This is a genomic window from Pontiella sulfatireligans, from assembly GCF_900890705.1.
Taxonomy (GTDB): Bacteria; Verrucomicrobiota; Kiritimatiellia; order Kiritimatiellales; family Pontiellaceae; genus Pontiella; species Pontiella sulfatireligans.
Genome location: NZ_CAAHFH010000002.1, coordinates 1048782 through 1072625, shown reverse-complemented (window position 1 = coordinate 1072625; position 23844 = coordinate 1048782). Strand labels below are relative to the sequence as shown.

Genomic DNA, 23844 nt, shown 5'->3' with positions numbered 1-23844 from the left:
TTGGAGAAATTAGGATATGAAGAATAAACTTGTTTTGCTGGTTGCCGTAATGATCGGGATTGTGGCCTTTTGGCTGAGTGCACGCTATCTCGACAAAGAGCGCGACAAGCTCTATGCCGGCGCCGTCAAAATCCAGGTGATCGTCGCAGCGCGCGATCTCCCCGCCGGAGCGGTTCTCACCCGCGAAGATCTGGGGCTGCTTTCGGTCTATAAAAGCGCCGTCGGCGGAAACATATTTCTTCCTGAGGATCTCAATAAAATCGAAGGCAAGCGCCTGAAATATCCGGTCAAGCGCAAGGCCCCGCTGATGTGGTCGCAGGTCGATATGCCCCGCACAAGCGCCTCCGGCCTCGCCCCGATCATTAAAAAGCGCAGCCGCGCCATTTCGATTGCTATTTCTGGCGCTCAAGCGGTCAGCGGACTCGTAAAGCCCAATGACCACGTCGATGTGCTTGGTACGTTCACCTTCCCGTCGCCGACCAATCCGCAACAGGTGGAGTCGGTGACGCTGACGCTGATGCAGAACGTTTCGGTGTTGGCGACCGGCATGCAGATTGCCGGGCAGGAGGTGGCCGACGGCCGGGTGCAGCAGGGCGGCTACAACGCAGTCACCTTCGAGGTTTCACCGCGCGAAGCCGAGCTGATTGTTTTCGCCCAGCAGACCCGCGGGCAGCTGTACCTTTCGCTGCGGAACCCGGACGACATTTACTACGAAGATCAGCTGCCTTCCGTTAACTTTGACTATCTCGAATCGGTGCTGAAGGAACTCAACGAAAAGCGGCAGATGGATCTCCGCCACATCGCCCCCTAATTTAAGTAAGGAACTCCGAATGCAGAAGGAATGGCCGCAAAGAAGCGCAAGAATCACAAGACTTGGGGCACTGGGTCTTCGTGCCTCTTCAGTGCGCAATTGCTCCTCAATTGTGCGGCTATCGATCTGTTTGGAAGCCGCAGGATTTAAAGGATGAACGACAAGCTCCAGATCCAAATATCGCACCCGTCGCGCGACCTCCAAACGCTGGGAGCGCCTTACGGTGCGTACATGATTGGCTCCGACGCCTCGTGCCGGATCGTGCTCGACGACGGCAGCGTGGAAGAGGCGCATGCCGTGCTTTCGTTGATGGAGGACGAGTCGTATGTTGAGGATCTGATGGGCGGCGGCGTTTATGTGGACGGCGAGCGGGTCAAGACGCGCCAGCGCGTCTACCGCGGCGCGCCGATCCAGATGGGCAACTATACGCTGCTTTTCGGCGGCGAAGCTGATTTGGCGCCGGCTCCGTCCGCTGCCGCGCCCGAACCCAAGCCTGTGGCCGATGCGCCGGAGCCGTTTAAGACCAAGCCTAAAAATTTGAATGTGGCCGCCAACCAGGCGGTCAAGCAGCAGATCCACAGCGAGCTGGTTGAGCGCCTCGACCTCAAGCGCCTGAGCATGAGCAAGCTGCAGGAGCATGAGCTGCAGGACAAAATCAAGAACACGCTCAAGGAGATCATCGACGAAATCCACGGCCGGCTCCCGCGCGGGATCGACCCCGCTCGGCTGGCCAAGGAAATCTTCGACGAAGCCGTGGGCCTTGGCCCATTGGAGGATTTGCTTGCCGACGATTCGGTGACGGAAATCATGGTGAACGGTCCGAGCCAGGTGTATGTGGAGCGCGCCGGCAAATTGATTTTGACCGACTACTCGTTCATCAACGACGCTTCCGTGAATTCGGTGATCGACCGCATTGTTTCGCCGATCGGCCGGCGCATCGACGAGAGCCAGCCTTATGTGGACGCCCGCCTGGCCGACGGCTCGCGCGTCAACGCCATCATCCACCCGCTTTCGCTGATTGGCCCGTGCCTGACGATCCGCAAGTTTTCCAAGGTTCCGTTCCGGGTGCAGGACCTCATTAACTTTGGCACGCTCACGAAGGACTCCGCCGAATTTATGCGCATCTGCGTGCTGCTGAAGAAAAACATTATTGTTTCGGGCGGCACCGGGTCGGGCAAGACCACGCTGCTCAACGTGCTGTCGAGCTATTTGCCGGACGACGAGCGCATCCTGACGATTGAAGACGCGGCCGAACTGCGCCTGACGCAGCAGCACATCATCCGGCTCGAAGCGCGCCCCGCCAACATTGAAGGCCGCGGTGCGGTGACGATCCGCGACCTGGTTCGCAACGCGCTGCGCATGCGCCCCGACCGCATTGTGGTGGGGGAGTGCCGCGGCTCCGAAGCGCTCGATATGCTGCAGGCGATGAATACCGGCCACGAAGGCTCGCTCACGACCATCCACGCCAACACGCCTCGCGATACGCTGGCCCGTCTCGAAACGATGGTGCTGATGGCTGGCATGGATTTGCCCATCCGGGCTATCCGCGAGCAGGTCGGTTCGGCGGTCCACATGATTTGCCAGATTTCCCGCTTTTCCGACGGCACGCGCAAGGTCAGCAAGATTACCGAAGTGTCGGGCCTCGAAGGCGATCGGATCACGCTGCAGGATCTGTTTGAGTTTGTGCAGACCGGCGTGGGCGAGGACGGCAAGGTGTTCGGCACGCTCCAACCGACGGGTGCGGTGCCCACCTTTATTGAAGAGATCAGCATCCGCCGCCTTCCGTTCGACCGTGCCATCTTCGACACGAGCAAGCAGCACGCCGCTCCAACCAACCGGTGGGGGAAATAGGTTATGTTCTGGATTATTCCATCGCTGTTTGCCCTGTGCGCCGTGTTGATGGGCTATATGCTGATCAGCGCGCTGCGGGAGGCGGAGTCGAGCTATGCCAGTGAGTACACCGCCGACACCGCGCGGCAGTTCGAGGATCTTTTCCTCTTTATCTCGCCGGCGCAAATGCTGCGGATTTCGCGCACGCTCGCACTGATTGTATTTTTCCTGCTCTTCTTTGCCGCAGGCAGCATGTCCTCCGCCAGCGGCATGATTCGCGGTGCAGTGGCGGGCTCGGTCGGCGCGGTGGCTACCCTTTCGATGCAACGGCTGATTCTTAAGGTGCTCCGGGTACGCCGTTTGGAGCGTTTCAACAACCAGCTGGTGGATGCACTTACGAGCATGAGCAATGCGCTCAAGGCCGGCTTCAGCATCCAGCAGGCGTTTGAAACCATCGTCAAAGAGGGGCAGAACCCGATTGCGCAGGAGTACGGCATGTTCCTGCAGCAGCTGCGCGTGGGCATGCTTTTCGAGGATGCCCTGGCCGACATGACCCGGCGCATCGACAGTGAAGATCTGGATCTGATGGTCCAGGCCATCGAGATTGCCCGCCAGACCGGGGGCAACCTGACCGAGGTGTTCGACCGCATTTCCGAAACCATCCGCGAGCGCCGCCGCATTGAAGGCAAGATTAAGTCGTTGACGGCGCAGGGCAAGATCCAGGGGCGGGTGGTGAGCGCCATGCCATTCATTCTCGGCGGCATGCTGTATGTGCTCGATCCGCAGATGATGGTTACGTTCTTCAAGTCCATGGCCGGCATCGGCATTATTATTGCGGTGCTGATCATGCAGTTGTGCGGCAATTTTGTGATCAAGAAAATCATTAACATCGATGTGTAGCGTATTATGACAAAAGAAATCTTAATCATCAGTTCCATGTTTCTGTTTGCGGCGCTGATCGTGGCGTGGCAGCTCATCTGCACGGCGCAGCATGCGACCTATGTGACGCTGGCCGACGGGCGTCGCCAGGAGCGCAGCCTGCCGTTTTTAATCCGGCTGGTGCTGCCGTTCGCGTCAATGGTTCCGGGCTTCATCACCCAGCACCGTTCGCTGGAGGAGAGCCGCGCGCGCATTGGGCGCAAACTGGTGGCCGGCGGCTATGAAGGTTTGATTGAGGCGCACGAGGTGATTGCCCTGCGCGTATTGATGCCGCTGGGCGTGGGCGTATTGCTGTGCGCGCTGCTCGGTTTTTCTTTTCCCCATATGGCGGGCGGAATCGGCACCATGCTGGCCAAGCGCCAGTTCGCCATTTTCTTCCTTATTCTAGTCGGGCTGGGCTTCTACCCGGATGTTTGGCTGAAAAACTCGGTGAAGACCCGCCACCGCAGCATTGAGCGCGCCCTGCCGTTCGTGCTCGACCTGCTGACCCTTTCCGTTGAGTCGGGCCTCGATTTCATGACCGGCATCAACCGCATCATCCAGCACCGCGAGGTCGATCCGCTGGGCGAGGAGCTCATCCGCGTCTTCCGCGAAATCCAAGTGGGCCGTTCTCGTAAAGAGGCCTTGATCAACTTTTCCGAGCGCATCGACCATACCGACATCCGCTCCGTCTCCAACGCTTTGGTGCAGGCCGACGAGCTCGGCACCGGCATCGGCCATGCCCTGCGCATTCAGTCCGACCAGATCCGCATCAAGCGTTTTCAGCGGGCGGAAAAGCTCGGCAACGAGGCGCCGGTGAAGATGCTGTTCCCGCTCGTGGCCTTTATTTTTCCGTCGGTGTTTTTAATTCTGCTCGGGCCGGTAATGCTGCAGATGGCCCAGCGGGGTGGATTTTAAAGTTGAAATAAAAGTTAATCGTTAATGGTTAATGGCGATTCCGTCCGTTCTGCTTTACGCGACCTGCCATTAACCAATAACCAATAACTAATAACTGAGAGTAAAAGATGTCTCATTTGATTATTGAACAGGGCAAGGGCGTCGGGGCGGAAGTCAGCGTGCCTTCGGCGGGGATGAAGTTTGGCCGTTCGCCCGCCAACGATTTGGTGCTGGAAGATCCGGCCGCCATGCTTTTTCATGGCCGCTTTTTCTTTAAGTCCGACGGCTCGCTGTGGGTGACCGATTTCGGCGCTGGCGAAAAGACCGTGGTGGGCGGCATCCCGATTGATGAATACCAGCTGAAGTCGGGCGATTTGGTGGAAGTCGGCGAAACGGCGTTCCGCATCATCAACACCACTCAGGAAGACGCTGTTGCGCCGCCTCCCGCGCCACCAGCTCCGGTTCCGGTTCCCGAACCGCCGCCTCCGCCCGCACCGGCGGCCGCGTTGGGCGGAGAAGAAATTGATTTAGGCTTCAAGGGCGGCCGTAAAACGCGCAGCAAGCCTCAGGCGGCAGTCGAGGCGACACCGCAGCAAGCCAAAGGCTCGCTGATGCACCGGCTGATGCAGGTGATTGTGATCCTGCTGGTGCTCGGCGTGCTGGTATTCATCGTGCCGCAGCTGCTGGAGATGGTTGAAGACACGCCGGAAGTGGTGGTCAAGAAGGAGACCATGGCGCTTTCCTATGAACGCGTGCAGGCCGATACGCGCAATATTTTCCGCTATTACCTCGAGCTGGATGAAAAGGGCAACCTGTCGATGGCCATCGACGACCTGAAGAACAACCGTCATATCCAGAAGCAGAAAAAGGTGGAGGAAACGGTCATGCTGCATTTGGCCGTCAGCATCGACGATGCCGGTTTTTTCGAGGTGGATTCCGACTATGCCGGAACTTCGCAGGGGCAGTATGATTTGTACGACATCGCCGTGCAGCGCAACCGCCGGTTCCAGCAGATCAAGGTGCTCAACCGGGAGCCGCCGGCGGAGATCAAGCGCACCGTTTCGGTGATCGAGGATTTTGCCCTTAGCGAGCTGGGCATTTCTCATACGTTTTTCAAGGACAATGCCAAGCTGCTGGAATTGGCTGAGGAGGCGCTGAACCTGGGCGGTGCGCGCTATGCCGAGCGCGACGTCCGTTACGGCAATCTGGCTGAAGCGATCAGGAACTACAGCGAAGCGATGCTTTATCTGGAAACCTTCGAACCCAAGCCGGCCATCTACCGCAAGGCGTCCGAAGGCCTGCTGCGCGCCAATACCGAGCGCAACGACCGTTATAAGGAACACATGTTCAGTGCCGAGCAATCCATTCGTCTGCAAGAGTGGGACGCTGCCTCCAAGCAGCTGCGAATCCTTTCCGAGCTCATTCCCGAGCGCAACGACCCCCGCCACGATACGATCAGCTCCAAGCTGCTTAACGTTGAACAGCACTTGAGGTAGTTCTAATGACTGAAAGTTTTATTCAAATGAAAAGATCCGCCGCCCTTGTCCTGATGTCCGTTCTCGCCGCCCTGTCCCTTTCGGGGTGCGATCTGGAAATGCCCAAAGCCAAGGGCAAGGGCAGTCTCGCCATCAAGTCCACCCCCGAGCGCGCCGAGGTGCTGGTGAACGGCGCATCGCAGGGGTTTGCCCCGCTGACGATTCCGGGGCTGGCTTCCGGCGACTATATCGTTGAGCTGCGCAAGGAGGGCTACGACCGCGTCTATAAAAGCGTGAGTCTGCTCGAAGGGCAGGTGATGGACCTCGACCTTCAAATGAAGGAAGTAACGGGCCTGCTGCTCGTGGAATCCAATCCGGCTGGGGCGGATGTGGTGATTGAAGGCGTCTCCAAAGGCAATACGCCGTTGCTGCTCACCGAGCTTCCGCTGGGGAAATACAAGCTCGAGTTCCGCTCGGCCAACCAGCTGCCTCGCACGATGAGTGCTGAGCTTGTGGGGCGCATCCCCGTTCATGTGTTTTCTGAGCTCATCTCCAATACGGCGCAGCTCACCGTGACCTCCGAGCCCGACGGCGCCGAGGTGCGCATCGACGGCATTCTGGCGGGTACGGCGCCGTGCACCATTGAAGAGGTTCGCGCCGGCGAGTCCGACGTAAAGGTATCGAAGCGCGGCTATCAGCCCTACCAGATGCGGATCGATTTCGAGGCCACCAAGCCCTACAAGATCAACGCCCAGCTCGAAGCGCTGCCTTCCGGCTTGACGGTCATCACCACGCCCGAAGGCGCGCGGATCGTGATCGACAACAAGGAGGCGGGCGAGTCGCCGCTGACGGTCTCGAACCTCAAGGAAGGCACCCACGAAATCGTCGCCTCGTTCGACGGCTATGCCACGAAGACCAAAACCATCTATCTCGAGCCCGACATCAACGACAGCGTCGAGTTCAACATGGTGAAGGACAGCGGCACGCTGGTGATCGATACCGAGCCGGCCAACGTGCAGATTTTTGTGAACGGCAAGCTGCTGACCACCACCCAGCCCAAGGGCGGGTCGGACTCCATTTCGCAGCCGATCCGCATTACGCTGAAGTCCGGCATCGACCACAACATCCAGCTGGTGCGCGAAGGGTTTGTTTCGCAGCGCACGGTGCTGCAGACGGAGATTGATCAAGTGGTCGCGCGCCACGAGGTGTTGACGCGTATTTTTGTCTACGACACCAAGATCATCACCGACGACGAGATCATCAAGTGCCGTGTGGAATACAAGCTGCCCAATGGAAACATTTACTACGAACGCTATCCCGGCGTCTTCGACACCGCCAAGGCGGCCGACATCCGCGATGTGCAGCCGATCTCGCTCGATGACAAGAGCAACCGCGAGGCGCGCCGCCTGATCGAGATGAACAGCGGCGCCGTTCCGGAGTAGTTGCGTATTGCGTAATACGCAGTACGTAATAAATCATTTGGCTCTGAATCATTTTGCCCATCGCTTCGAGCCTGTCTATATTTGGCGCTTCGTAACCCACTTGAGGAGAGAACCATGATTACAGCCATCAGCCCGATCGACGGGCGCTATGCATCGAAGGTCGCCGAACTAACCGAATGCTTTTCTGAATACGCGCTGGTGCGCAACCGCGTGCGGGTGGAGGTTCTCTGGCTCATGGCGCTCTGCGCCGAAGACGGCATTCCCGAGTGCCGCGCGCTGACCACCGAGGAGCAGACGCTGCTTATGGGCGTGGTGGAGGATTTCACGCCGCAGGAGGCCGATGCCGTCAAAAAGATCGAGCGCACCACCAACCACGACGTCAAGGCGGTGGAATACTATCTGAAGCAAAAGATTAAAGGCACCTCGCTCGAAGAGCTCTCGGAATTCCTGCACTTTGCCTGTACCTCCGAGGACATCAACAACCTTTCGCACGCGCTGATGCTCAAGGACGGTCTCGCCGCGCTGCTGCCGCACCAGCAGGAGATCATCGATCAGCTCAAAGTCTATGCGAACGAGTGGAAGTCCGTTCCGATGCTGGCCCGCACCCACGGGCAGACCGCGTCGCCGACCACTATCGGCAAAGAACTGGCCGTATTTGCGGACCGCCTTGCGTTCCAGAAGCAGAAAACCGAAGCGGTCGAAATTCTCGGCAAGCTCAACGGCGCCGTCGGCAACTACAACGCGCACCTTTCCGCCTATCCGGACGTCAACTGGCCCGCGCTGGCCAATCGCGTGATTGAAGGCGGCCTTGGACTGAAACAGAATCCGTTCACGACCCAGATCGAGCCCCACGACTATATGGCCGAAATGTTCGATGCCATCAGCCGGTTCAACACCATTCTCCTCGACGTCGATCGCGACATCTGGACCTACATTTCCATGGCCTACTTTGGCCAGAAGACCGTGAAAGGCGAGGTGGGTTCTTCCACCATGCCGCACAAGGTTAATCCGATCGACTTCGAGAATTCCGAAGGCAACCTCGGTCTGGCCAACGCGATCTTCGGGCATCTCTCCTCGAAGCTGCCGGTCTCGCGCCTGCAGCGCGACCTTACTGATTCCACTGTTCTTCGCAACATGGGCGTTGGCTTCGGCTACAGCATGATTGCCTATCAGTCCTCCATGAAGGGCCTCGGCAAGTTGAAGCTGCGTAAAGACAAGCTCGCGTCCGATCTCGACAATGCCTGGGAAGTGCTGGCCGAGCCGGTTCAGACCGTGATGCGCAAGGCCGGCATCGAGAAGCCCTATGAAAAACTCAAGGACCTCACCCGCGGGCAGGACAAAATTACAAAAGAAACCATCCAGCAGTTTGTTGAAGGATTGGATCTCGACGAAGCCGACAAAAAGCGCCTGCTCGACATGAGCCCCGCCTCTTATATTGGCATGGCGGAAGCCATCGTTGACGGGCTGTAACCGCAAAGCGTAGCGCGGAATTCTGTTCCGCGTTTCCGGCAGGGCGGTGTGTACGAAAACTCGAAACGGAATTTCGAGCTACTTGCCCGCCTGTTGTGCTATCCCTGTTGCTCCGCCAATCTCTCGGAAATTATATTCACGCGACTTTTCGGGAGTGATCGCCGATGCCGTACAGCAGAGAGGAGACGGAAATGTCTTCATCGAGTTTATCCCAGTGCAGGCCGCTGCCTCCCCCGCTGATGACAAATTGTGTCCGTTGGTCGGGGGTGGCGTTGAGGAGGCGGGGAAAGTAAGCTAAAGGCACGCCCAGCTGCCGCCCATCGGCTAGATCAACCCACAGGGAGTCGTCATCAAACTGTACGTTAGTTGCTCGGGGCTCAGCTGTTAAAGTATTCATTCCAATACCTCTCGATTTCATCTTTATGTTCAATTGCCACAGCCAGTAACTCTTTCGTATGCGTCTTTTCGAAGTCCCCCTTGACGGAGTTACTCGCAGGTGGTTTCGCGGTTTGATTTCCAGCGGGCAGGCGTCCAACTGGCCGCTTCGGATTGATTCATGGTCGGTAAAGCCGTAAGGACTTCACGAAGGTAGACTGCCGGATTGATATCGAGCTTTCGGCAGGTTTCAATGAGGCTATAGATAACAGCGCTGGTCTGGCCGGAGTCAGGGCTGCCGAAAAAGAGAAAATTCTTTTTTCCGATGGCGGTCGGCCGAATGGCGTTCTCGACAAGGTTGTTGTCGATTTCGAGCCGCCCATGCTCAAGGTAGAAGTTGAGCGCATCCCAGCGTTCGAGGGTGTAGTTGATCGCTTTACCGAAATTGCTTTGCGGCAGCTGCCGGAACCGTTCGGTTTCGAGAATGGTTTTGATTCCTTCCATAACGGGTGTTGCGTGTTCCCGTCGATATGCGGCGGGGTCGAGGTCGGGGTTGTTGCGCAGTTTTCTTTCAACCCGGTAAAGTTTGGCAATGCGTTTCACGATGTCCTCCGCAGTCGGATTGCCCGGAACCTCTCTGAACTTGCGGCGGGCATGCGCCCAGCAGGCGGCATGAATGATTGCGGCTTTTTCTTTTGCATGCGACTTCTTATTCAGCCAGCTGGTATAGCCAGCGTAGCCATCGGTTTGCAGCAGCCCGGCATAATCAACCAACATCGAGTCAAGGCAGGTCGCAGCGCGACTAGCATACCATTCAAAGAGCACACCTTTGCCTGGCGAATGATAAGCCCATAGGTATCCGTTGGGACAGTAGTCCTTTTTCGGATCTTGATATTTGATAAAAGTCTCGTCGGCCTGAATGTATCCGCTCGCGCGGATTTCATTTCGAAGTGCTTCATAGATCAGAGATAACCATTGGGCTACGAGATACATCCATCCGCCCATCGTTTTGCGGCTGATCTCAACACCAAAGCGTTGCTTAAAAATTTGTTCCTGCCGATAAAGCGGAAGGTGGTCGCAGTATTTACTCAGGATGATATGAAGAACCAGTCCGGTGGAAGCGTAGGAGTTTTCGATCAGTTGCTTCGGCGCGGGAGCAATCAGCGGAGCAATGGAACGGTCGTCGCGCTTCTTGTATTTGTTGCGAATGATGACCGTGCGAAAGAAGCGCGTCGGCGTGACATCTAGTTTTTCGGTGCGGACTTCGGCAATCTTTTTGTACAGCTCCGGATGGGCAAGAACTTCATCTGGATCAATAATAATGGTTTCGGTCGGGAGGTCTTTGGGAATGCGCGCATCGAGCCCCTTGCGCTTCCCTCGTTTTGATTCCTTTTGTTCTTCTTCGGCCAACTCGGCTTTCGTTTCGGCCAGCTCCAAAGCCTCTTGCAGTTCGCGAAGTTCTTCAAGCTCGAGTTCCAGCTGATCGGGGCTGAGTTTTTCCGAACTGCGCCCGAATAGCTTCTTCATCAGGCACTGAACTTTTTCCTGAAGCAGGTTTACCTCGCTCTTTAGACTCGCATTTTCGGCGAGCAGTTGATTGAAATTTTCACGCGTATAAACCATGCCGCACATTATATCAAAACTCGTAAAAAATGCGGCACCAACCTGGCGAAAAACGCAAAAGAATCAGCGTTGGTACCAGGGCTTAAACGAGCCCTGCTTCAGGTCAACGCCATCGAGCAGGAGGGCCAGTGCTTCCGGTGCGAGTGCGAGTTTTTCACTTTCTCCAACGCCCTGCGGCCAGGTAAAGCAACCTTGCTCCAGTCGTTTGATCGCCACCCACATGCCCGTGCCATCCCAGTAGAGCGTTTTGATCCGGTTCCGTCGGCGATTCGTAAATACATACAGCGCCCCCGAACACGGATCCTCCTTCAGTCGATCCAGCACAACCCCATGCAGTCCGTTAAAACTTTTACGCAAGTCCACTGGCTCCACCGCCAAGAATACCCGGATCGAATTACTTAATCCAAACATCCGGCAGCCTCCCTAAGCACGGTGCCAAGTCCTGCCGAAGAGGCAATCGGAACCACGACCTCAATCTGATTCGGAAGGCGAATTCGCACCTCATCAGCCAGAACCGCTTCACGGCGAAGCTCGACCTCGCAAAAAGACACCTCATTATCTTCCCGTTCGATTCGCAGCCAGCGGGCCAGCGTTTTGGAATTGAGATTCCATTCCCGACAGAACGCCGCTTGTGTCAAACCAGACGTTTTATATTCCTCGATCAACTCCCGGCGTTCTTCATCCGTATAAGAAGCACGCCCCAACCCATTATTTTCATTCGTATCCATGCCCGATAAATTATCAGGCTTTGGCTGGCTTGCCTATGGGGTCGGGGAAGAGGCGCATACACTCTTTCAGTTGAGGGGCTGTAAGCTTGTAGGATTCCGCTACCTCGGGGATAGGGTCCAACTAAAGTTTGGCCACAGCATCGCCTTTGCGCACATGGATATGAAGCGGTTCTCGGGGGTTGCCCTCGTTCAAGGAGAAAAAGAATCTATATCCTTTGTATCTGAACACAACTGGAATGCTTCCTACCTACACCTAGTTCACAATTAAATCGACTGGATTGTTTCATTACTAAACCCTGCCCGTGGTGTTTATTTTGTCTGGAATCAGCCCAGAAACTGCTTCGCTAATCCATCGTAGAGGTTGATGGCGCGGCGGACGTAGGCGCGCTTGTCGGAGTAGGGGCCGTGGAAGAAAGAGCGTTTGAATCCGGCGAGGACGAGGTCGCGGAACTGGCTGTCGGTGAGGTCGAGATGGTTGGCGCAGAGCAGCAACTCGTTGGTAACGCTGGTGTGCGAGATGAGGCGGTTGTCGGTGCTGACGCTGACGGAGAGGCTGTTGTCGACCATGAGCTGGATGGGGTGGTCGCCCAGCGTCTGGAACTCCGGGATGGTTTGCAGGTTGGAGGTGGGGCAGACCTCGATGGTGATGCGCTGGTTGGCGATGTATTCGCTGAGCTGGCCGATGTAGCCGGCTTTGTCTTTGATGGATTTGAGTTTGATCGCCTCTTCGCTGAATAGAAACGTTCCGTGGCCGATGCGGTTGGCATAACATTCGGTGATGGCTTGGAAAATGGATTCGGGGCCGTAGGCCTCGCCGGCGTGGACGGTTTTGCGCAGGAAGTTGCGATGGGCATGTTGGAAGGCGGCCTTGTGGTGGATGGCGGGGAAGCCGGCTTCTTCGCCGGCGAGGTCGAAGCCGACGATGGGCAGGCCTTCGTCGCGCAGCTTGACGGCTTCCTTGACAAGCCCAAGGGAGGCGCGGGCGTAGGTGTAGCGGACGTTGGTTTTTCCGGCGCGGTTCAACAGCCCTTCGTAGTAGGGCGACATCGGCCGGCTGAAGCGCCGCATGGCGCAAAGGATGATGCCGTATTCAAAGGGCATGTCGTGTTCGGCAAGCGAAGCGTTCAGGTGCTTCTTGGCTTTTTCAAGCCCGGCGTTGACCGCACGGACGACGGCGCCGATTTCGGTGGCGTGGGTCACGTGCAGCTGCGGGGCAAAGCGTACTTCGATGTAGCGCACGCCTTCGGCGTGGGAATCTTCGGCCAGTTCGAAAGCGGCGCGTTCGAGGTTCTCCGGGGATTGGAGGACGCCAACCGTGTAGGCGAAACCTGCAAGGTATTCCCCGAGGTTGGCGTAGCGTTCCTTGAAGACCAGCTCGTTGAGTCCGTCTTCTTCGTAGGAGGGTAGTTCAACGCCCTCGGCTTTGGCCATTTCAATGAGGGTCGGCAGGCGCAGCGATCCGTCGAGGTGCAGATGCAGGTCGGTCTTCGGTATTTTTCGGATGAATTGTTCGGTGATCTTTGACATGATGCCGCCACTTTACCCACCTGCAATAAATCGGACAAAAGAAAAACACCGCATGTTGATTGTTGAATCCCAGAGTCTGGATGTTTACCGGAACCTTGCCATCGAGGAATATTTGATGGAACACGCGGCTGATCACGGGCCGGTGCTGTTTCTGTGGCGCAGCGAATGTGCAGTGGTGATGGGCAAAAACCAGAATCCGTGGCGGGAATGCCGGCTGGGGTTGATGCGCGACGAGGGCGTGTCGCTAGCGCGGCGCATTTCGGGCGGGGGCACGGTCTATCACGATGCGGGGAATTTAAACTATTGCGTGATTGTCGACCGCACCTCTTATAAGGAAAAGCAGGCCTATGAAATGGTTTTTCGGGCGTTGGAACCCTTCGGCATCCGGGCGGAAAAGACGGGCAAGAGCAACCTAAGCGTGGATGGGCGCAAGTTTTCCGGCAACGCATTTGCGTTCCGCAAGGGTCGGGCGCTGCACCACGGCACCTTGCTGCTGCACACGGATCTCGAACGGCTGAACCGCTATCTGGGCTCGATGTTCGACCGCATTGAAACCCATGCCATTGCCTCGGTTCCGGCGCAGGTGATGAATCTGGGGATCGGGGGAGAGGAGCTTTCCGCGGCGCTGAAGGCCGCATTTTGTTCCGGTTACGGTGGCGAAGAGGCGATCCGCCGGCAGGAAAGCAATCTCGACGAAAGCGCATTGGCGCCGTTGGCGGCCCGGCAAATTTCCGACGCATGGAGGTATGGCGCAACGCCTCGGTTTACGCTATCCGCGGGAGATGTTGAGCTGGAGGTGGCCAAAGGAGAGGTGGTTCGTTCCGTCGGGGCGGATTGGGAGGGGGCATGGTTTGCAGATCTTGCGTTTTCGTTGGTTTGCTAGGTTGACTATAATCCCTTTAAAAACTAGTGTGTCCAAGAATTGTTTACATGGAGGTGTTATGAAGTCGTTAGCTAAGGTTTTGTCTGTTTCTGTTGTTCTGGCCGTGGTTGCCGGATGTGCGAGTAATGATGTTGTTTATATCCCCAAGGTTCCAACGCCGGCAGAAGCCAAGCTTCTTGATTATTTTGATCAGCCGAATAACAAGGTGTTCCTGCTTGCAGTGGATCCGAGCGGTGACTTTTCCTTTGGCTACGATTACGGCAAGGCCACGGTGAAAGAAGCCCTTAAAGTGGCGACTGAAAAGTGCGACGCCAACCGCGAAGCCCATGGCATTGTGGCCAAGCCCTACATTTATGCCATCAATGATGATGTCGTTTATGAAGAAATGATCATGAAGGATCATCAGCGGAAAAAGGAAAAGGTTGTGCAGGATGAAGCCGAGGTTGAGGTTGAGGTAGTCGAGATGGATCAGCCTGTCGAGTAATTCATGTTTAAAGCAACGGCAGTTGTTAAAAACGAGGCCGGCATTCATTGCCGGCCTTCTGCTATTCTAGTCCGGGAAGGCTGCGCCTATGAGGGTGAGATTCTCATAACGGCCAAGTCAGGCACCTGCACCCTCACCTCTGCGCTCGGGTTGATTATGCTTGGGTTGGAGCAGGGGGCCCAGGTTTCCATTCAGGTTACCGGCTCCGGCGAGGATGAGTTCGGCCCCAAGCTGGTTGAGCTTTTCGAAACCCATTTCGATTTCCCTCCCCAGTAGCCGATTGCGCCGTTCTCGGCTTTGAGCGGAGGAACGGGAGAGTGGCAGAGCCGAAGCCAAACTTTTCGCCCCATCAATCCGCTTTCCATTCAACCCCTCACTCAGATATTTCTCTCACTGGGATTGACCCGTGGGCCAATACTGATATAGTGCCCGCGAATTTTGCCAAATCTATTGGCTGTAAATATTAATACAAACCCCAAAACATAAAGGAAATATTATGTCTGCTAAGGTTCTTGATGCGGTTAAGCCCGGCGTTCTTTTCGGTGACGACGTCGCCAAAGTTTTCCAGATTGCCAAGGAAAACAAATTTGCCCTGCCGGCTGTAAACGTGGTTGGCTCCGATTCCATCAACGGTGTTCTTGAAGCCGCTGCTGCGGTTAACTCCCCCGTAATCATTCAGTTCTCCAACGGCGGTGCTGCATTCACTGCCGGCAAGGGCTGCCCGGCCAACGGTGCGGTTCTCGGTGCCATCGCCGGTGCAAAACACGTTCACATGATGGCTGAAGCCTATGGCGTTCCGGTTATCTTGCACACCGACCACGCGGCCAAGAAACTCCTGCCTTGGATCGACGGCCTGCTCGACGCTGGTGAAGAAATGTTTAAAGAAACCGGCCATCCGCTGTTCAGCTCGCATATGCTGGATCTTTCGGAAGAGACCCTCGAAGAAAACATCGAGATCTCCGCTAAATACCTCGAGCGCATGAGCAAGATCGGCATGACGCTGGAAATCGAACTCGGCTGCACCGGCGGCGAAGAAGATGGCATCGACAACTCCGACATGGACGAGTCTAAGCTCTACACCCAGCCCAAAGACGTGGCTTACGCGTATGAAAAGCTGTCCGCCATCAGCTCGAACTTCACTGTAGCGGCGTCCTTCGGCAACGTGCACGGCGTATACAAGCCGGGCAATGTTAAGCTGACCCCGACCATCCTTCGCGACTCGCAGGCGTTTGTTGCTGAAAAGTTCAACACCGAATCCGCTCTGCCGCTGAACTTTGTGTTCCACGGCGGTTCAGGTTCTTCCCCTGCAGAAATCGAAGAATCCATCGGTTACGGTGTCATCAAGATGAACATCGATACCGACACACAGTGGGCTAGCTGGGAAGGTGTTCTTAACTTCTACAAGGCGAACGAAGGCTACCTCCAGGGACAGCTCGGGAACCCAGATGGCGCTGATAAGCCCAATAAGAAATTCTACGATCCGCGCGTATGGCTTCGCAAGGCTCAGGAGGGTCTGGTTGCTCGAATCAAGCAGGCTTTTGACGATCTTAACGCCATTGGCGTCAACTAATCTGTTTCATATGATTGGTTTGAATAAGCCGTCCTTCGGGGCGGCTTTTTTTGCTTTGTAATGAACAAAATATGGTGCGGTCTGTCACAAGCTGTATATTGAGCGTAAATCATCCGATTAGGAGAGAAAGTTATGAAGAAGTGGTTGTGGTTGGCAGGAGCGGCGTTGCTTATGAGCGGATGCCAGGAAGAGGCGGGCAAGCAGGCGACGGCAAGCGTTGGAAAGGAAAGCGAAGCGACGGCCGTAGAGCATGTCGGCTGGAACACCAATTTCGACCAAGCTGTTGCTCAAGCGAAGGCTGAGGGGAAGCACATATTGATCGATTTCAGCGGTTCCGACTGGTGCGGCTGGTGCATCAAGCTCGACAAGGAGGTTTTCTCCAAAGCGGCGTTCCAAAACTATGCAGATGGAAATCTGGTTCTAGTCCTCGCCGATTTTCCGAGCGACAAATCAGGCCAGAGTGCTGAGTTGATCAAGCAGAACGAGGCGCTGGCCTCACAGTTTGGCGTACAGGGCTTCCCGACGGTGTTTGTTCTCAGTCCGGAAGGCAAGGCGGTAGCCAAGACCGGCTATCAGGCCGGCGGTCCCGAAGCCTATGTGGAGCACATCCAAAAGCTGATTGCCGACGCAAAATAAGTTCCCGATTCCTCGAAGCACGAAAACGTCCGGCCTTTATAGGCGGGCGTTTTTTTTGTGATCCCAAAAGCTGTATTGCGGGATTCGGCGCCATGGCTTCTGGCGATAATGTTTTCGGGAAAACTGATAGTGCGCTTGCGATGCTGAAATGCGCGCTCCCGCAAGCGGGAGGCGTGCGCGACACCTTTGCCCGTCCACCGCACTTCCCCAGAGAAACGGGGCATGTGAACCTAAAAAAAGGCCGTCCTCTCGGACGGCCTTTTGCAATCGAATAAGCAGTGCTTACTTGATCTTGCCTTCTCCGCGACGCTTGTTGATCACTTCTTCGGCGATCGCGAACGGAACGGCCTCGTAGTGCTCGAAGGTCATGGAGAACGACGCGCGACCCTGGGTGAGGGAGCGGATCGTGTTGGAGTAGCCGAACATTTCGCTCAGCGGAACCATGCCCTTGACGATCTTCATGCCGCCGCGCTCGTCCATGGACTCAATGCGTCCGCGACGCTGTGCGATGGTGCTGTTGCACGGCCCCATGAATTCTTCGGGCGTGGTGATTTCGATGCTCATGACCGGTTCGAGCAGTTGCGGATGCCCCTTCATGAAGAGATCCTTGAAGCACTGGCGACCAGCAATCTGGAACGCGAAGTCCGAGGAGTCAACATCATGGTAGGAACCGTCGAGCAGGATGGCCTTCATGTCTACAACCGGATAGCCTGCAAATGGACCGGCTTCCAGCGCCTGAATGACACCTTTCTCAACGGAAGGAATGTATTCGGTAGGAATACGTCCGCCAACCACCTTGTTCTCGAATTCAAATCCATCACCGGGATTGCCTGGCTCAACCGTCATGATAACGTGGGCGTACTGACCGCGTCCGCCGGACTGCTTCGAGTGCTTGTAGAAACCTTCGGCCGGGGAGGTCGCAGTTTCGCGGTACGCCACTTCAGGACGACCCACTTCAGCAACAACAGCAAATTCGCGCTTCAGGCGGTCTACGATGATTTCAAGGTGAAGCTCGCCCATGCCAGCAATAATGGTTTCGCTGGTCTCATGGTCGAAGGCAACCGTGAAGGTCGGATCTTCGTCGGCCAGACGATGCAGAGCTTCGCCCAGCTTTTCGTTGTCGGCATTGGATTCCGGTTTAATGGAAATCGAGATAACCGGTGCCGGGAAGTCCATGGATTCGAGGAAGATTTCATTATCCTTTTCGCAAAGGGTATCTCCGGTTTTGGTTTCGGAGAGACCGGCCACGGCCACAATGTCACCGGCCACAGCCATATCAATGGCTTCCTGGCGGTTGGAGTGCATGCGGAGCAGGCGGCCGATACGCTGTTTTTTCTGCTGGGAAGAGTTCCAGATGTTGGTGCCGGCCGTCATGGTGCCGGAGTAGATGCGCAGGTAAGTCAGCTTGCCCATGTGCTTGTCGGACATAATCTTGAACGCCAAGGCGCAGAAAACTTCGTCGTCGAGAACCTTGCGCTGGTTATTCGGATCCTTGGTGCAGATGATGGGCGGAATTTCGTTCGGTGCCGGAAGAATCTTGATGACGCCGTCGAGAACCTGCTGAACGCCTTTGTTCTTGAAGGCGGAGCCGCAGTATACCGGAACAACCTGACGCGCGCAGGTGGCCTTGCGCAGGATTTTCCAGATTTCGTCTTCGGTCAGGTCGCCCTTTTCGAAATATTTTTCGAGCAGTTCTTCGTCCATTTCGGCACATTTTTCAACGAGGTTGTTGCGCCATTTTTTAGCGGTTTCAACGAGGTCGGCCGGAATGTCGGTTTCTTCCCACTCGGCACCCTTGGAATCTTCGTTGAAGATCAGGGCCTTCATGGTGACCAGATCAACCACGCCGGTAAAGGTGTCGGAAGCGCCGATTGGAATAACAACCGGAACCGCGTTGGCGCCGAGCATATTATGGAGTCCTTCGACCACTGCGAAGAAGTCCGCGCCGATGCGGTCCATTTTGTTGACGAAAGCGATTTTCGGCACTTCGTAGCGCTCGGACTGATGCCAAACGGTTTCGGACTGGGGCTGAACGCCGCCGACCGCGCAGTAGAGGGCAATCGCGCCGTCGAGTACCCGCAGGGCACGCTCCACTTCCATTGTGAAGTCCACGTGGCCGGGGGTGTCGATGATTGAGATCATGTGGTCTTTCCACATGCAGGTGGTGGCCGCGGAAGTAATCGTGATGCCGCGCTCCTGTTCCTGTTCCATCCAGTCCATGGTGGCCGCGCCGTCATGAACTTCGCCGATTTTGTGCGAACGCCCGGTGTAGTACAAGATACGTTCAGACACGGTGGTCTTGCCGGCGTCAATATGCGCCATGATGCCGATGTTGCGGACATTCTTCAAAGGGACTGTTCTGGCCATTGGGTTTCCTCGTTAAATTTCTCTTTAATCCATTAAAGGCGCGCCAATATGACGACAGACCTATCTATCTTCAAGGTATAATTCGTTAAAAGTTGGTAATCCGTGGCATACGAAATTTGAGGGGGATATGTCTCGCACGGGTTATGTCGCTTTCGCTTTACTGCTCTGCATTATGTTTATAGATACCCATGTTCATTTTGACCGGTTCGTAAAAGACGGCAGTTTCCCGGAGTTGCTGGAAAACGCCAAGGAAGCTTTGGTGCTGGAAATGGTGGCGATCGGCGGGTCGGCCGAGGCCAATGCGCTTTCGCTCAAACTGGCTGCAGCTCATCCGGGCCGTATTTTCGGGTGTGCCGGCTACGACCGCGACAAAGCGACCGAGGACTATGATCTTTCCGAACTTGGCACGTTTCTGGCGAATCCGCTGGTGAAGGCCGTCGGTGAAACCGGTCTCGACTACTATTATACGGCCGAGACCGCCACAGAGCAGAAAAAGCTGTTTGCTGAAAATCTGGAGCTCGCCGCCGAATTTGAAAAGCCGGTGGTGGTGCATACGCGCGATGCCGATGAAGACACGCTCGCTCTTCTTACGGATTATTCCAAAGCTTGGAAAGGCGATCCCGCCCGGTTGGGCGTACTGCACTGCTTCACCCGCGAAGCCGCCTTTGCCCGCCAGGTGCTCGATTTGGGGCTGATGATCAGCTTCAGCGGGATTGTCTCCTTTGCCAACGCCGAACCGCTGCGCAAGGTTGTCCAATATGTTCCGGACGACCGGCTTTTGATCGAAACCGATTCGCCTTACCTTGCGCCGGTGCCCATGCGTGGAAACCGCAACGAGCCGGCGTTTGTGGTTCATGTCGCTAAACAGCTTGCCGAACTCAAGGGCTGTTCGGTAGAATTCATCGCGAATTTAACTGCAACAAATGCGCGCAGCCTGTTCGCGCTTTAATCCGGGGGAATGCTATGAAATTAATGCTGACGATCCTTTTGGCCGCAACGGCCCTCTCCATCTCTGCCGAAACCAACGAACTGGCCAAAGTGCGGGTCACGGGCGACCGTGTAAACCTGCGCACCAAGCCGGATCTCAATTCGGAGTCGCTCGAGCCGGCCATGCGGGGCGAGGAGCTGGTCTTCCTTGGGGCAACGAACGGCTGGGTGGCCGTGCAGCCTCCCGACTATCTATACGGCTGGGTGGCGACTAATTATCTCAAAGAAGGCGTAGTTACTCCTAAAAAGCTCAATGTCCGTGCTGGACCGAGCCTGAATTATACGGTGCTGTCGGTCGTGAAAAGGGGCGACGAGCTGGCGGTGAACGGCGAATTCAGCGGCTGGTTCAAGGTGGCGGTTCCTGTGGGGAGCCGCGTATGGATCAGTGAAGACTATGTTGAACCCGTCGAACCGCCGCCGCCGGTATCCGCGCCCGTGGTTGAGCCGGAACCCGAGCCCGAACTGGAGCCTGTTGCGGTTGAGCCGGAACCCGAGCCCGTAGAGGAGCTGCCTCCGCTGCTGCTGGTGCAGGACAAATCAAGGATCCAAGGCGTGAAGGAAGAGATTCCCGGAATTCTGCGCCGCGCCAATCCAGGACTCTACAAGCTTGTGCTGATCTCCGGCGGCATTGAAGAGCCGATCTGTCTGGTCCGTGGAAGGGAAAAGCAGATGGAGTCGCACCTCAACCGGTCGCTGCTGATCAAGGGGCGCGTATACTGGGCCAAGGATGTTGATCTGCCGGTTATCATCCCCGAAGTGATCCATCTCGATCCCATCGTCCAGGAATAAGCCCTACATCCTGATTTCGAAGTCCGCACTTAGGAATTTAAAGCAATGGAATTGCTTTTGGACATGCTCTATCCCCGCCGCTGCATCGGCTGCGGGGAGTCGTCGCCGGAAATGTTCCGCTATGTGTGCTGGGACTGCTGGTCCGATGTTTCCCCGGTTGAACCGCCGTTCTGCGATCTGTGCGGCGATCCCGTCGCCGGCGCCGTTGACCACGACTTTATCTGCTATGCCTGCTCGGCTGAAAAACCCGCATTCGACGGCGCTCGGTCGGCTTCCCGCTATTCCGGCGTGGTGGGGGAGGCGCTCCGGATGTTGAAATACGACAAAGCGTTTTGGCTCGCCCCCGATGTGGCCGAATGGCTCTACACCTGTTTAAAGGCCGAATATCCGGGCCGTTCCTTCGATCTCGTCGTGCCCGTACCGCTTCACCATTCCCGGCGGCGCGGTCGCGGCTACAACCAGTCCGCCCTGCTGGCGCACGAGCTGGCCCGCCGTATCGGATGCCTTTCGGCGCCCGGACTGCTTCGCCGAATTCGGCCGACCGCCACGCAAACAAATTTGACAGCGCCGCAGAGGCTTAGTAACGTGAAAAACGCTTTTCAATCGAGGAGAGAGAAAAGGCTGGCTGGGCGGCGCGTGCTGCTGGTCGATGATGTGATGACCACGGGAGCAACGGTGAATGCCTGTGCGAAGGCTCTGAAAAAGGGCGGAGCGGCAACTGTTCATGTGATAACGGCAGCTCGAGGCTAACGAGAGGATTTGGATATGGCTCTATTTGGAAGCAACAAGAAAAACTATTCCACCATTACCGTAAAAAAGCGTGATGTGCCCGACGGTCTTTGGATGAAGTGCCCCTCCTGCGGCGAAATCGTCTATAAAGAAGAGGTTGCCGCCAACTTAGAAGTCTGCACCAAGTGCGACCACCACTTCACGCTTCCGCGGCAGGCGCGCCTCGACCTGCTTTCCGACAAAGGCTCCTTCCAGGAATGGGCCGGCAATATTAAATCGGTCGACACGCTCGGTTTCACCGGCAAGCTTTCCTATATCGACAAGCTTGAAGCCAACCAGAAAAAATCTGGATGGGACGATGCCGTTACCGTCGGTGGCTGCACGCTCAGCGGACGCGAGATTGGGCTGGGCGTTATGGACTTCTCTTTCCTCGGCGCCAGCATGGGCAGCGTGGTGGGCGAGCGCATTACGTATTTGATTGAGCGCTGCACCAAAGAAGGCCGTCCCGTGCTGCTCTCCTGCGCCTCCGGCGGCGCGCGTATGTATGAAGGGTTGCTTAGCCTGATGCAGATGGCCAAAACCAGCGCGGCGCTTTCGCGCCACGCGGCTGCCGGCCTGCCCTTCATTCCGATTCTCACGCACCCGACCATGGCCGGCGTCATGGCGAGTTTCGCCACCCTCGGCGATCTGATCGTGGCCGAGCCCGAAGCGCTCATCGGCTTTGCCGGCCCGCGCGTCATCAAAGAAACCATCCAGCAGGATCTGCCCGAAGGCTTCCAGCGGTCGGAATTCCTGCAGGATCACGGCCTTATCGACATGGTTGTTCCGCGCAAAGAACTGCGCGACCGCATGATCCTCGTGTTCGACTACCTCTGCGATAACTAAGCTTTTTTGTGACAAGACGATTGAATGACAGGATCATTTCCCCTGTAGAGCAATCATCCTGTCATTCAATCATCCTGTCCTCAATGAACCCGGTCGAAAAGCTTTTCCAGCGAACCACGCAGGGCGTCAAGCCCGGCCTCGATGTAATTACGGCGTTGCTCGAAGCGCAGGGCAATCCGCACCAGAAGCTGGCCGTAATCCACGTGGCCGGCACCAACGGCAAAGGCTCCGTCTGCGCCATGCTCGAATCCGTGCTGCGCGCCTCCGGCTTCAAAACCGGCCTTTACACCTCGCCGCATCTGATCGATTTTTCCGAACGCTTCCGCATCAATGGAGAGCCGATTCCAGAAGAAAAACTTAACGGCTGCATCACGCTGATGGAGGAAAAGGCGGATGAGATGGAGCAGGCAACGGGGGTGCGGGGCGCCACCTTTTTCGAAGTCTCCACCGCCATCGCCTACCAATATTTTGCGGATGAGGCGGTGGACATCGCGATCATCGAAACCGGCATGGGCGGGCGCTGGGATGCCACCAACGTGGTGATTCCGCTCGTGTCCGTCATTACGCACATCGACATCGACCACACCAACTTTCTCGGCGATACCATCGAGGCCATCGCCGCCGAAAAGGCCGGGATCATCAAGCTCGGCCGTCCAGCTGTTTCTTCTCCGCAGTCCGAGGCCGTGCTTGCCGAACTTCGGAAGCCTGGAGTTCGAATCATAGGAAGTACGGAGGCGGTTTCGGTGGTGAAGATCGGCGATCCGCAAAAGCTTAAGATCGAAACGCACTCCCGCAACCTTCCGGCGGTCAACCTGCCGTTGCTTGGCGAATGCCAGCGCGAAAACTGCGCCGTCGCCGTCGCCGCGCTCGAAGTGCTGGCCGACATGCTCGACTTTGAGCCCGCGTTTAAGAAGGGGCTGGAATCGGTGGCGTGGGGCGCGCGCTTCCAGACGCTGCAAACCGATCCACTCATCATTCTCGACGGTGCCCATAACCCATCTGCGGGCCGGGCGCTGGCCAAAACTTTGAGGGAGCTTTATCCCAAGCATCAGGTCGGCTTCATTCTCGGTTTTCTCGAAGACAAGGAAGCCGTCGAGTTTTTACGCGCCATCAAGCCGCTCGCAGCAAAAGCCTGGACGATCCCGATCGATGTTCCGCGCGGCACCACGGCGGAGCATGTTGCAATCCAGTGCGGCGTCGCCGGCATCGAGGCGGTACCGTCAGATGTTTCCGGCGCTTGGAAATCCTCTCGCGACTGGGCGACTGCCGAACCAAACCGCCTCGTCGTCATCACCGGCTCGCTTTATCTCAAGCAGGAGCTTGAAAGGAAAAGTATGTAGTCCCGCCTTCAGGCGGCCTCTGCGGAAGAGCCGCCTAAAGGCGGGACTACGAACCTTTGTGCACAAAAAAAGAACCGC

Annotated in this window: 23 protein-coding genes and 1 pseudogene; 17 read left to right on the top strand and 7 right to left on the bottom strand. The window is 56.5% G+C overall.

Features of this window, described 5'->3' with window-relative positions:
* Positions 1-16 precede the first annotated feature (16 nt).
* The 7 genes from cpaB (at position 17) to purB (ending at position 8843) form a co-directional block, all read left to right on the top strand.
* Positions 17-811, top strand: coding sequence for a Flp pilus assembly protein CpaB (gene cpaB / locus SCARR_RS17510; RefSeq protein WP_136062950.1), 795 nt, complete (start codon positions 17-19; stop codon positions 809-811).
* 153 nt (positions 812-964) lie between these two features.
* A complete protein-coding gene (locus tag SCARR_RS17505) occupies positions 965-2662 on the top strand; it encodes an ATPase, T2SS/T4P/T4SS family (protein ID WP_222846357.1) in 1698 nt (565 codons plus the stop codon).
* Positions 2663-2665: 3 nt separating this feature from the next.
* A complete protein-coding gene (locus tag SCARR_RS17500; protein WP_136062949.1) occupies positions 2666-3541 on the top strand; it encodes a type II secretion system F family protein in 876 nt (291 codons plus the stop codon).
* Between the two features lie 6 nt (positions 3542-3547).
* A complete protein-coding gene (locus tag SCARR_RS17495; RefSeq protein WP_136062948.1) occupies positions 3548-4477 on the top strand; it encodes a type II secretion system F family protein in 930 nt (309 codons plus the stop codon).
* Positions 4478-4584: 107 nt separating this feature from the next.
* On the top strand, positions 4585-5952 hold the full coding sequence (locus SCARR_RS17490) for an FHA domain-containing protein (RefSeq protein ID WP_136062947.1): 1368 nt from the start codon (positions 4585-4587) through the stop codon (positions 5950-5952).
* Between the two features lie 5 nt (positions 5953-5957).
* Positions 5958-7373 carry a PEGA domain-containing protein gene (locus SCARR_RS17485; protein ID WP_136062946.1) on the top strand — a complete coding sequence of 472 codons (1416 nt, stop codon included), beginning with the start codon at positions 5958-5960 and terminating at the stop codon, positions 7371-7373.
* 114 nt (positions 7374-7487) lie between these two features.
* Positions 7488-8843: an adenylosuccinate lyase gene (gene purB / locus SCARR_RS17480; RefSeq protein ID WP_136062945.1), complete on the top strand. Its 1356-nt coding sequence runs from the start codon at positions 7488-7490 to the stop codon at positions 8841-8843.
* 136 nt (positions 8844-8979) lie between these two features.
* Here the strand turns inward: purB and SCARR_RS17475 are convergent, their stop codons facing one another.
* The 6 genes and pseudogenes from SCARR_RS17475 to SCARR_RS17450 form a co-directional block, all read right to left on the bottom strand.
* Positions 8980-9240 carry a DUF2442 domain-containing protein gene (locus SCARR_RS17475; protein WP_136062944.1) on the bottom strand — a complete coding sequence of 87 codons (261 nt, stop codon included), beginning with the start codon at positions 9238-9240 and terminating at the stop codon, positions 8980-8982.
* Between the two features lie 89 nt (positions 9241-9329).
* The gene (tnpC, locus tag SCARR_RS17470; RefSeq protein WP_281281224.1) at positions 9330-10841 is read right to left on the bottom strand and encodes an IS66 family transposase; all 1512 of its coding nucleotides are present in this window, start codon (positions 10839-10841) and stop codon (positions 9330-9332) included.
* A 63-nt stretch (positions 10842-10904) separates the two neighbouring features.
* Positions 10905-11252, bottom strand: coding sequence for an IS66 family insertion sequence element accessory protein TnpB (tnpB, locus tag SCARR_RS17465; RefSeq protein WP_136059867.1), 348 nt, complete (start codon positions 11250-11252; stop codon positions 10905-10907).
* Positions 11240-11569 (bottom strand): IS66 family insertion sequence element accessory protein TnpA, encoded by a 330-nt coding sequence (tnpA, locus tag SCARR_RS17460; RefSeq protein WP_136059866.1) that lies wholly within the window; start codon positions 11567-11569, stop codon positions 11240-11242. Before tnpA ends, tnpB begins: the two co-directional genes overlap by 13 nt.
* A 127-nt stretch (positions 11570-11696) precedes the next feature.
* A pseudogene (locus SCARR_RS29320) lies at positions 11697-11807 on the bottom strand (DUF4160 domain-containing protein); the annotation flags it as partial.
* An 86-nt stretch (positions 11808-11893) separates the two neighbouring features.
* Positions 11894-13096, bottom strand: coding sequence for an adenosine deaminase family protein (locus tag SCARR_RS17450; RefSeq protein ID WP_136062942.1), 1203 nt, complete (start codon positions 13094-13096; stop codon positions 11894-11896).
* A 52-nt stretch (positions 13097-13148) separates the two neighbouring features.
* On the opposite strand from SCARR_RS17450, the gene SCARR_RS17445 reads away from it, so the two are divergent.
* The 5 genes from SCARR_RS17445 (at position 13149) to SCARR_RS17425 (ending at position 16669) form a co-directional block, all read left to right on the top strand.
* Positions 13149-13979, top strand: coding sequence for a lipoate--protein ligase family protein (locus SCARR_RS17445; RefSeq protein ID WP_168433399.1), 831 nt, complete (start codon positions 13149-13151; stop codon positions 13977-13979).
* Positions 13980-14037: 58 nt separating this feature from the next.
* Complete coding sequence (locus SCARR_RS17440) at positions 14038-14463, top strand: hypothetical protein (RefSeq protein WP_136062940.1); 426 nt, start codon at positions 14038-14040, stop codon at positions 14461-14463.
* Positions 14464-14466: 3 nt separating this feature from the next.
* On the top strand, positions 14467-14739 hold the full coding sequence (locus tag SCARR_RS17435; RefSeq protein ID WP_136062939.1) for an HPr family phosphocarrier protein: 273 nt from the start codon (positions 14467-14469) through the stop codon (positions 14737-14739).
* 220 nt (positions 14740-14959) lie between these two features.
* Positions 14960-16033 (top strand): class II fructose-bisphosphate aldolase, encoded by a 1074-nt coding sequence (gene fbaA, locus SCARR_RS17430; protein ID WP_136062938.1) that lies wholly within the window; start codon positions 14960-14962, stop codon positions 16031-16033.
* Positions 16034-16165: 132 nt separating this feature from the next.
* Complete coding sequence (locus SCARR_RS17425; protein ID WP_136062937.1) at positions 16166-16669, top strand: thioredoxin family protein; 504 nt, start codon at positions 16166-16168, stop codon at positions 16667-16669.
* Positions 16670-16951: 282 nt separating this feature from the next.
* Here SCARR_RS17425 and fusA read toward each other — a convergent pair whose 3' ends face one another.
* Positions 16952-19036, bottom strand: a complete 2085-nt coding sequence (fusA, locus tag SCARR_RS17420) for an elongation factor G (RefSeq protein WP_136062936.1) — start codon at positions 19034-19036, stop codon at positions 16952-16954.
* 127 nt (positions 19037-19163) lie between these two features.
* Between fusA and SCARR_RS17415 the strand changes: the two genes are divergently transcribed.
* From SCARR_RS17415 to SCARR_RS17395, 5 genes are all read left to right on the top strand, one after another.
* Positions 19164-19985, top strand: a complete 822-nt coding sequence (locus tag SCARR_RS17415) for a TatD family hydrolase (protein WP_136062935.1) — start codon at positions 19164-19166, stop codon at positions 19983-19985.
* Between the two features lie 14 nt (positions 19986-19999).
* Positions 20000-20812, top strand: coding sequence for an SH3 domain-containing protein (locus SCARR_RS17410; protein WP_136062934.1), 813 nt, complete (start codon positions 20000-20002; stop codon positions 20810-20812).
* A gap of 45 nt (positions 20813-20857) precedes the next feature.
* Complete coding sequence (locus SCARR_RS17405; protein ID WP_136062933.1) at positions 20858-21562, top strand: ComF family protein; 705 nt, start codon at positions 20858-20860, stop codon at positions 21560-21562.
* Between the two features lie 15 nt (positions 21563-21577).
* Positions 21578-22426 carry an acetyl-CoA carboxylase, carboxyltransferase subunit beta gene (gene accD / locus SCARR_RS17400; protein WP_136062932.1) on the top strand — a complete coding sequence of 283 codons (849 nt, stop codon included), beginning with the start codon at positions 21578-21580 and terminating at the stop codon, positions 22424-22426.
* 83 nt (positions 22427-22509) lie between these two features.
* The gene (locus tag SCARR_RS17395; RefSeq protein ID WP_136062931.1) at positions 22510-23766 is read left to right on the top strand and encodes a bifunctional folylpolyglutamate synthase/dihydrofolate synthase; all 1257 of its coding nucleotides are present in this window, start codon (positions 22510-22512) and stop codon (positions 23764-23766) included.
* Positions 23767-23844 lie beyond the last annotated feature (78 nt).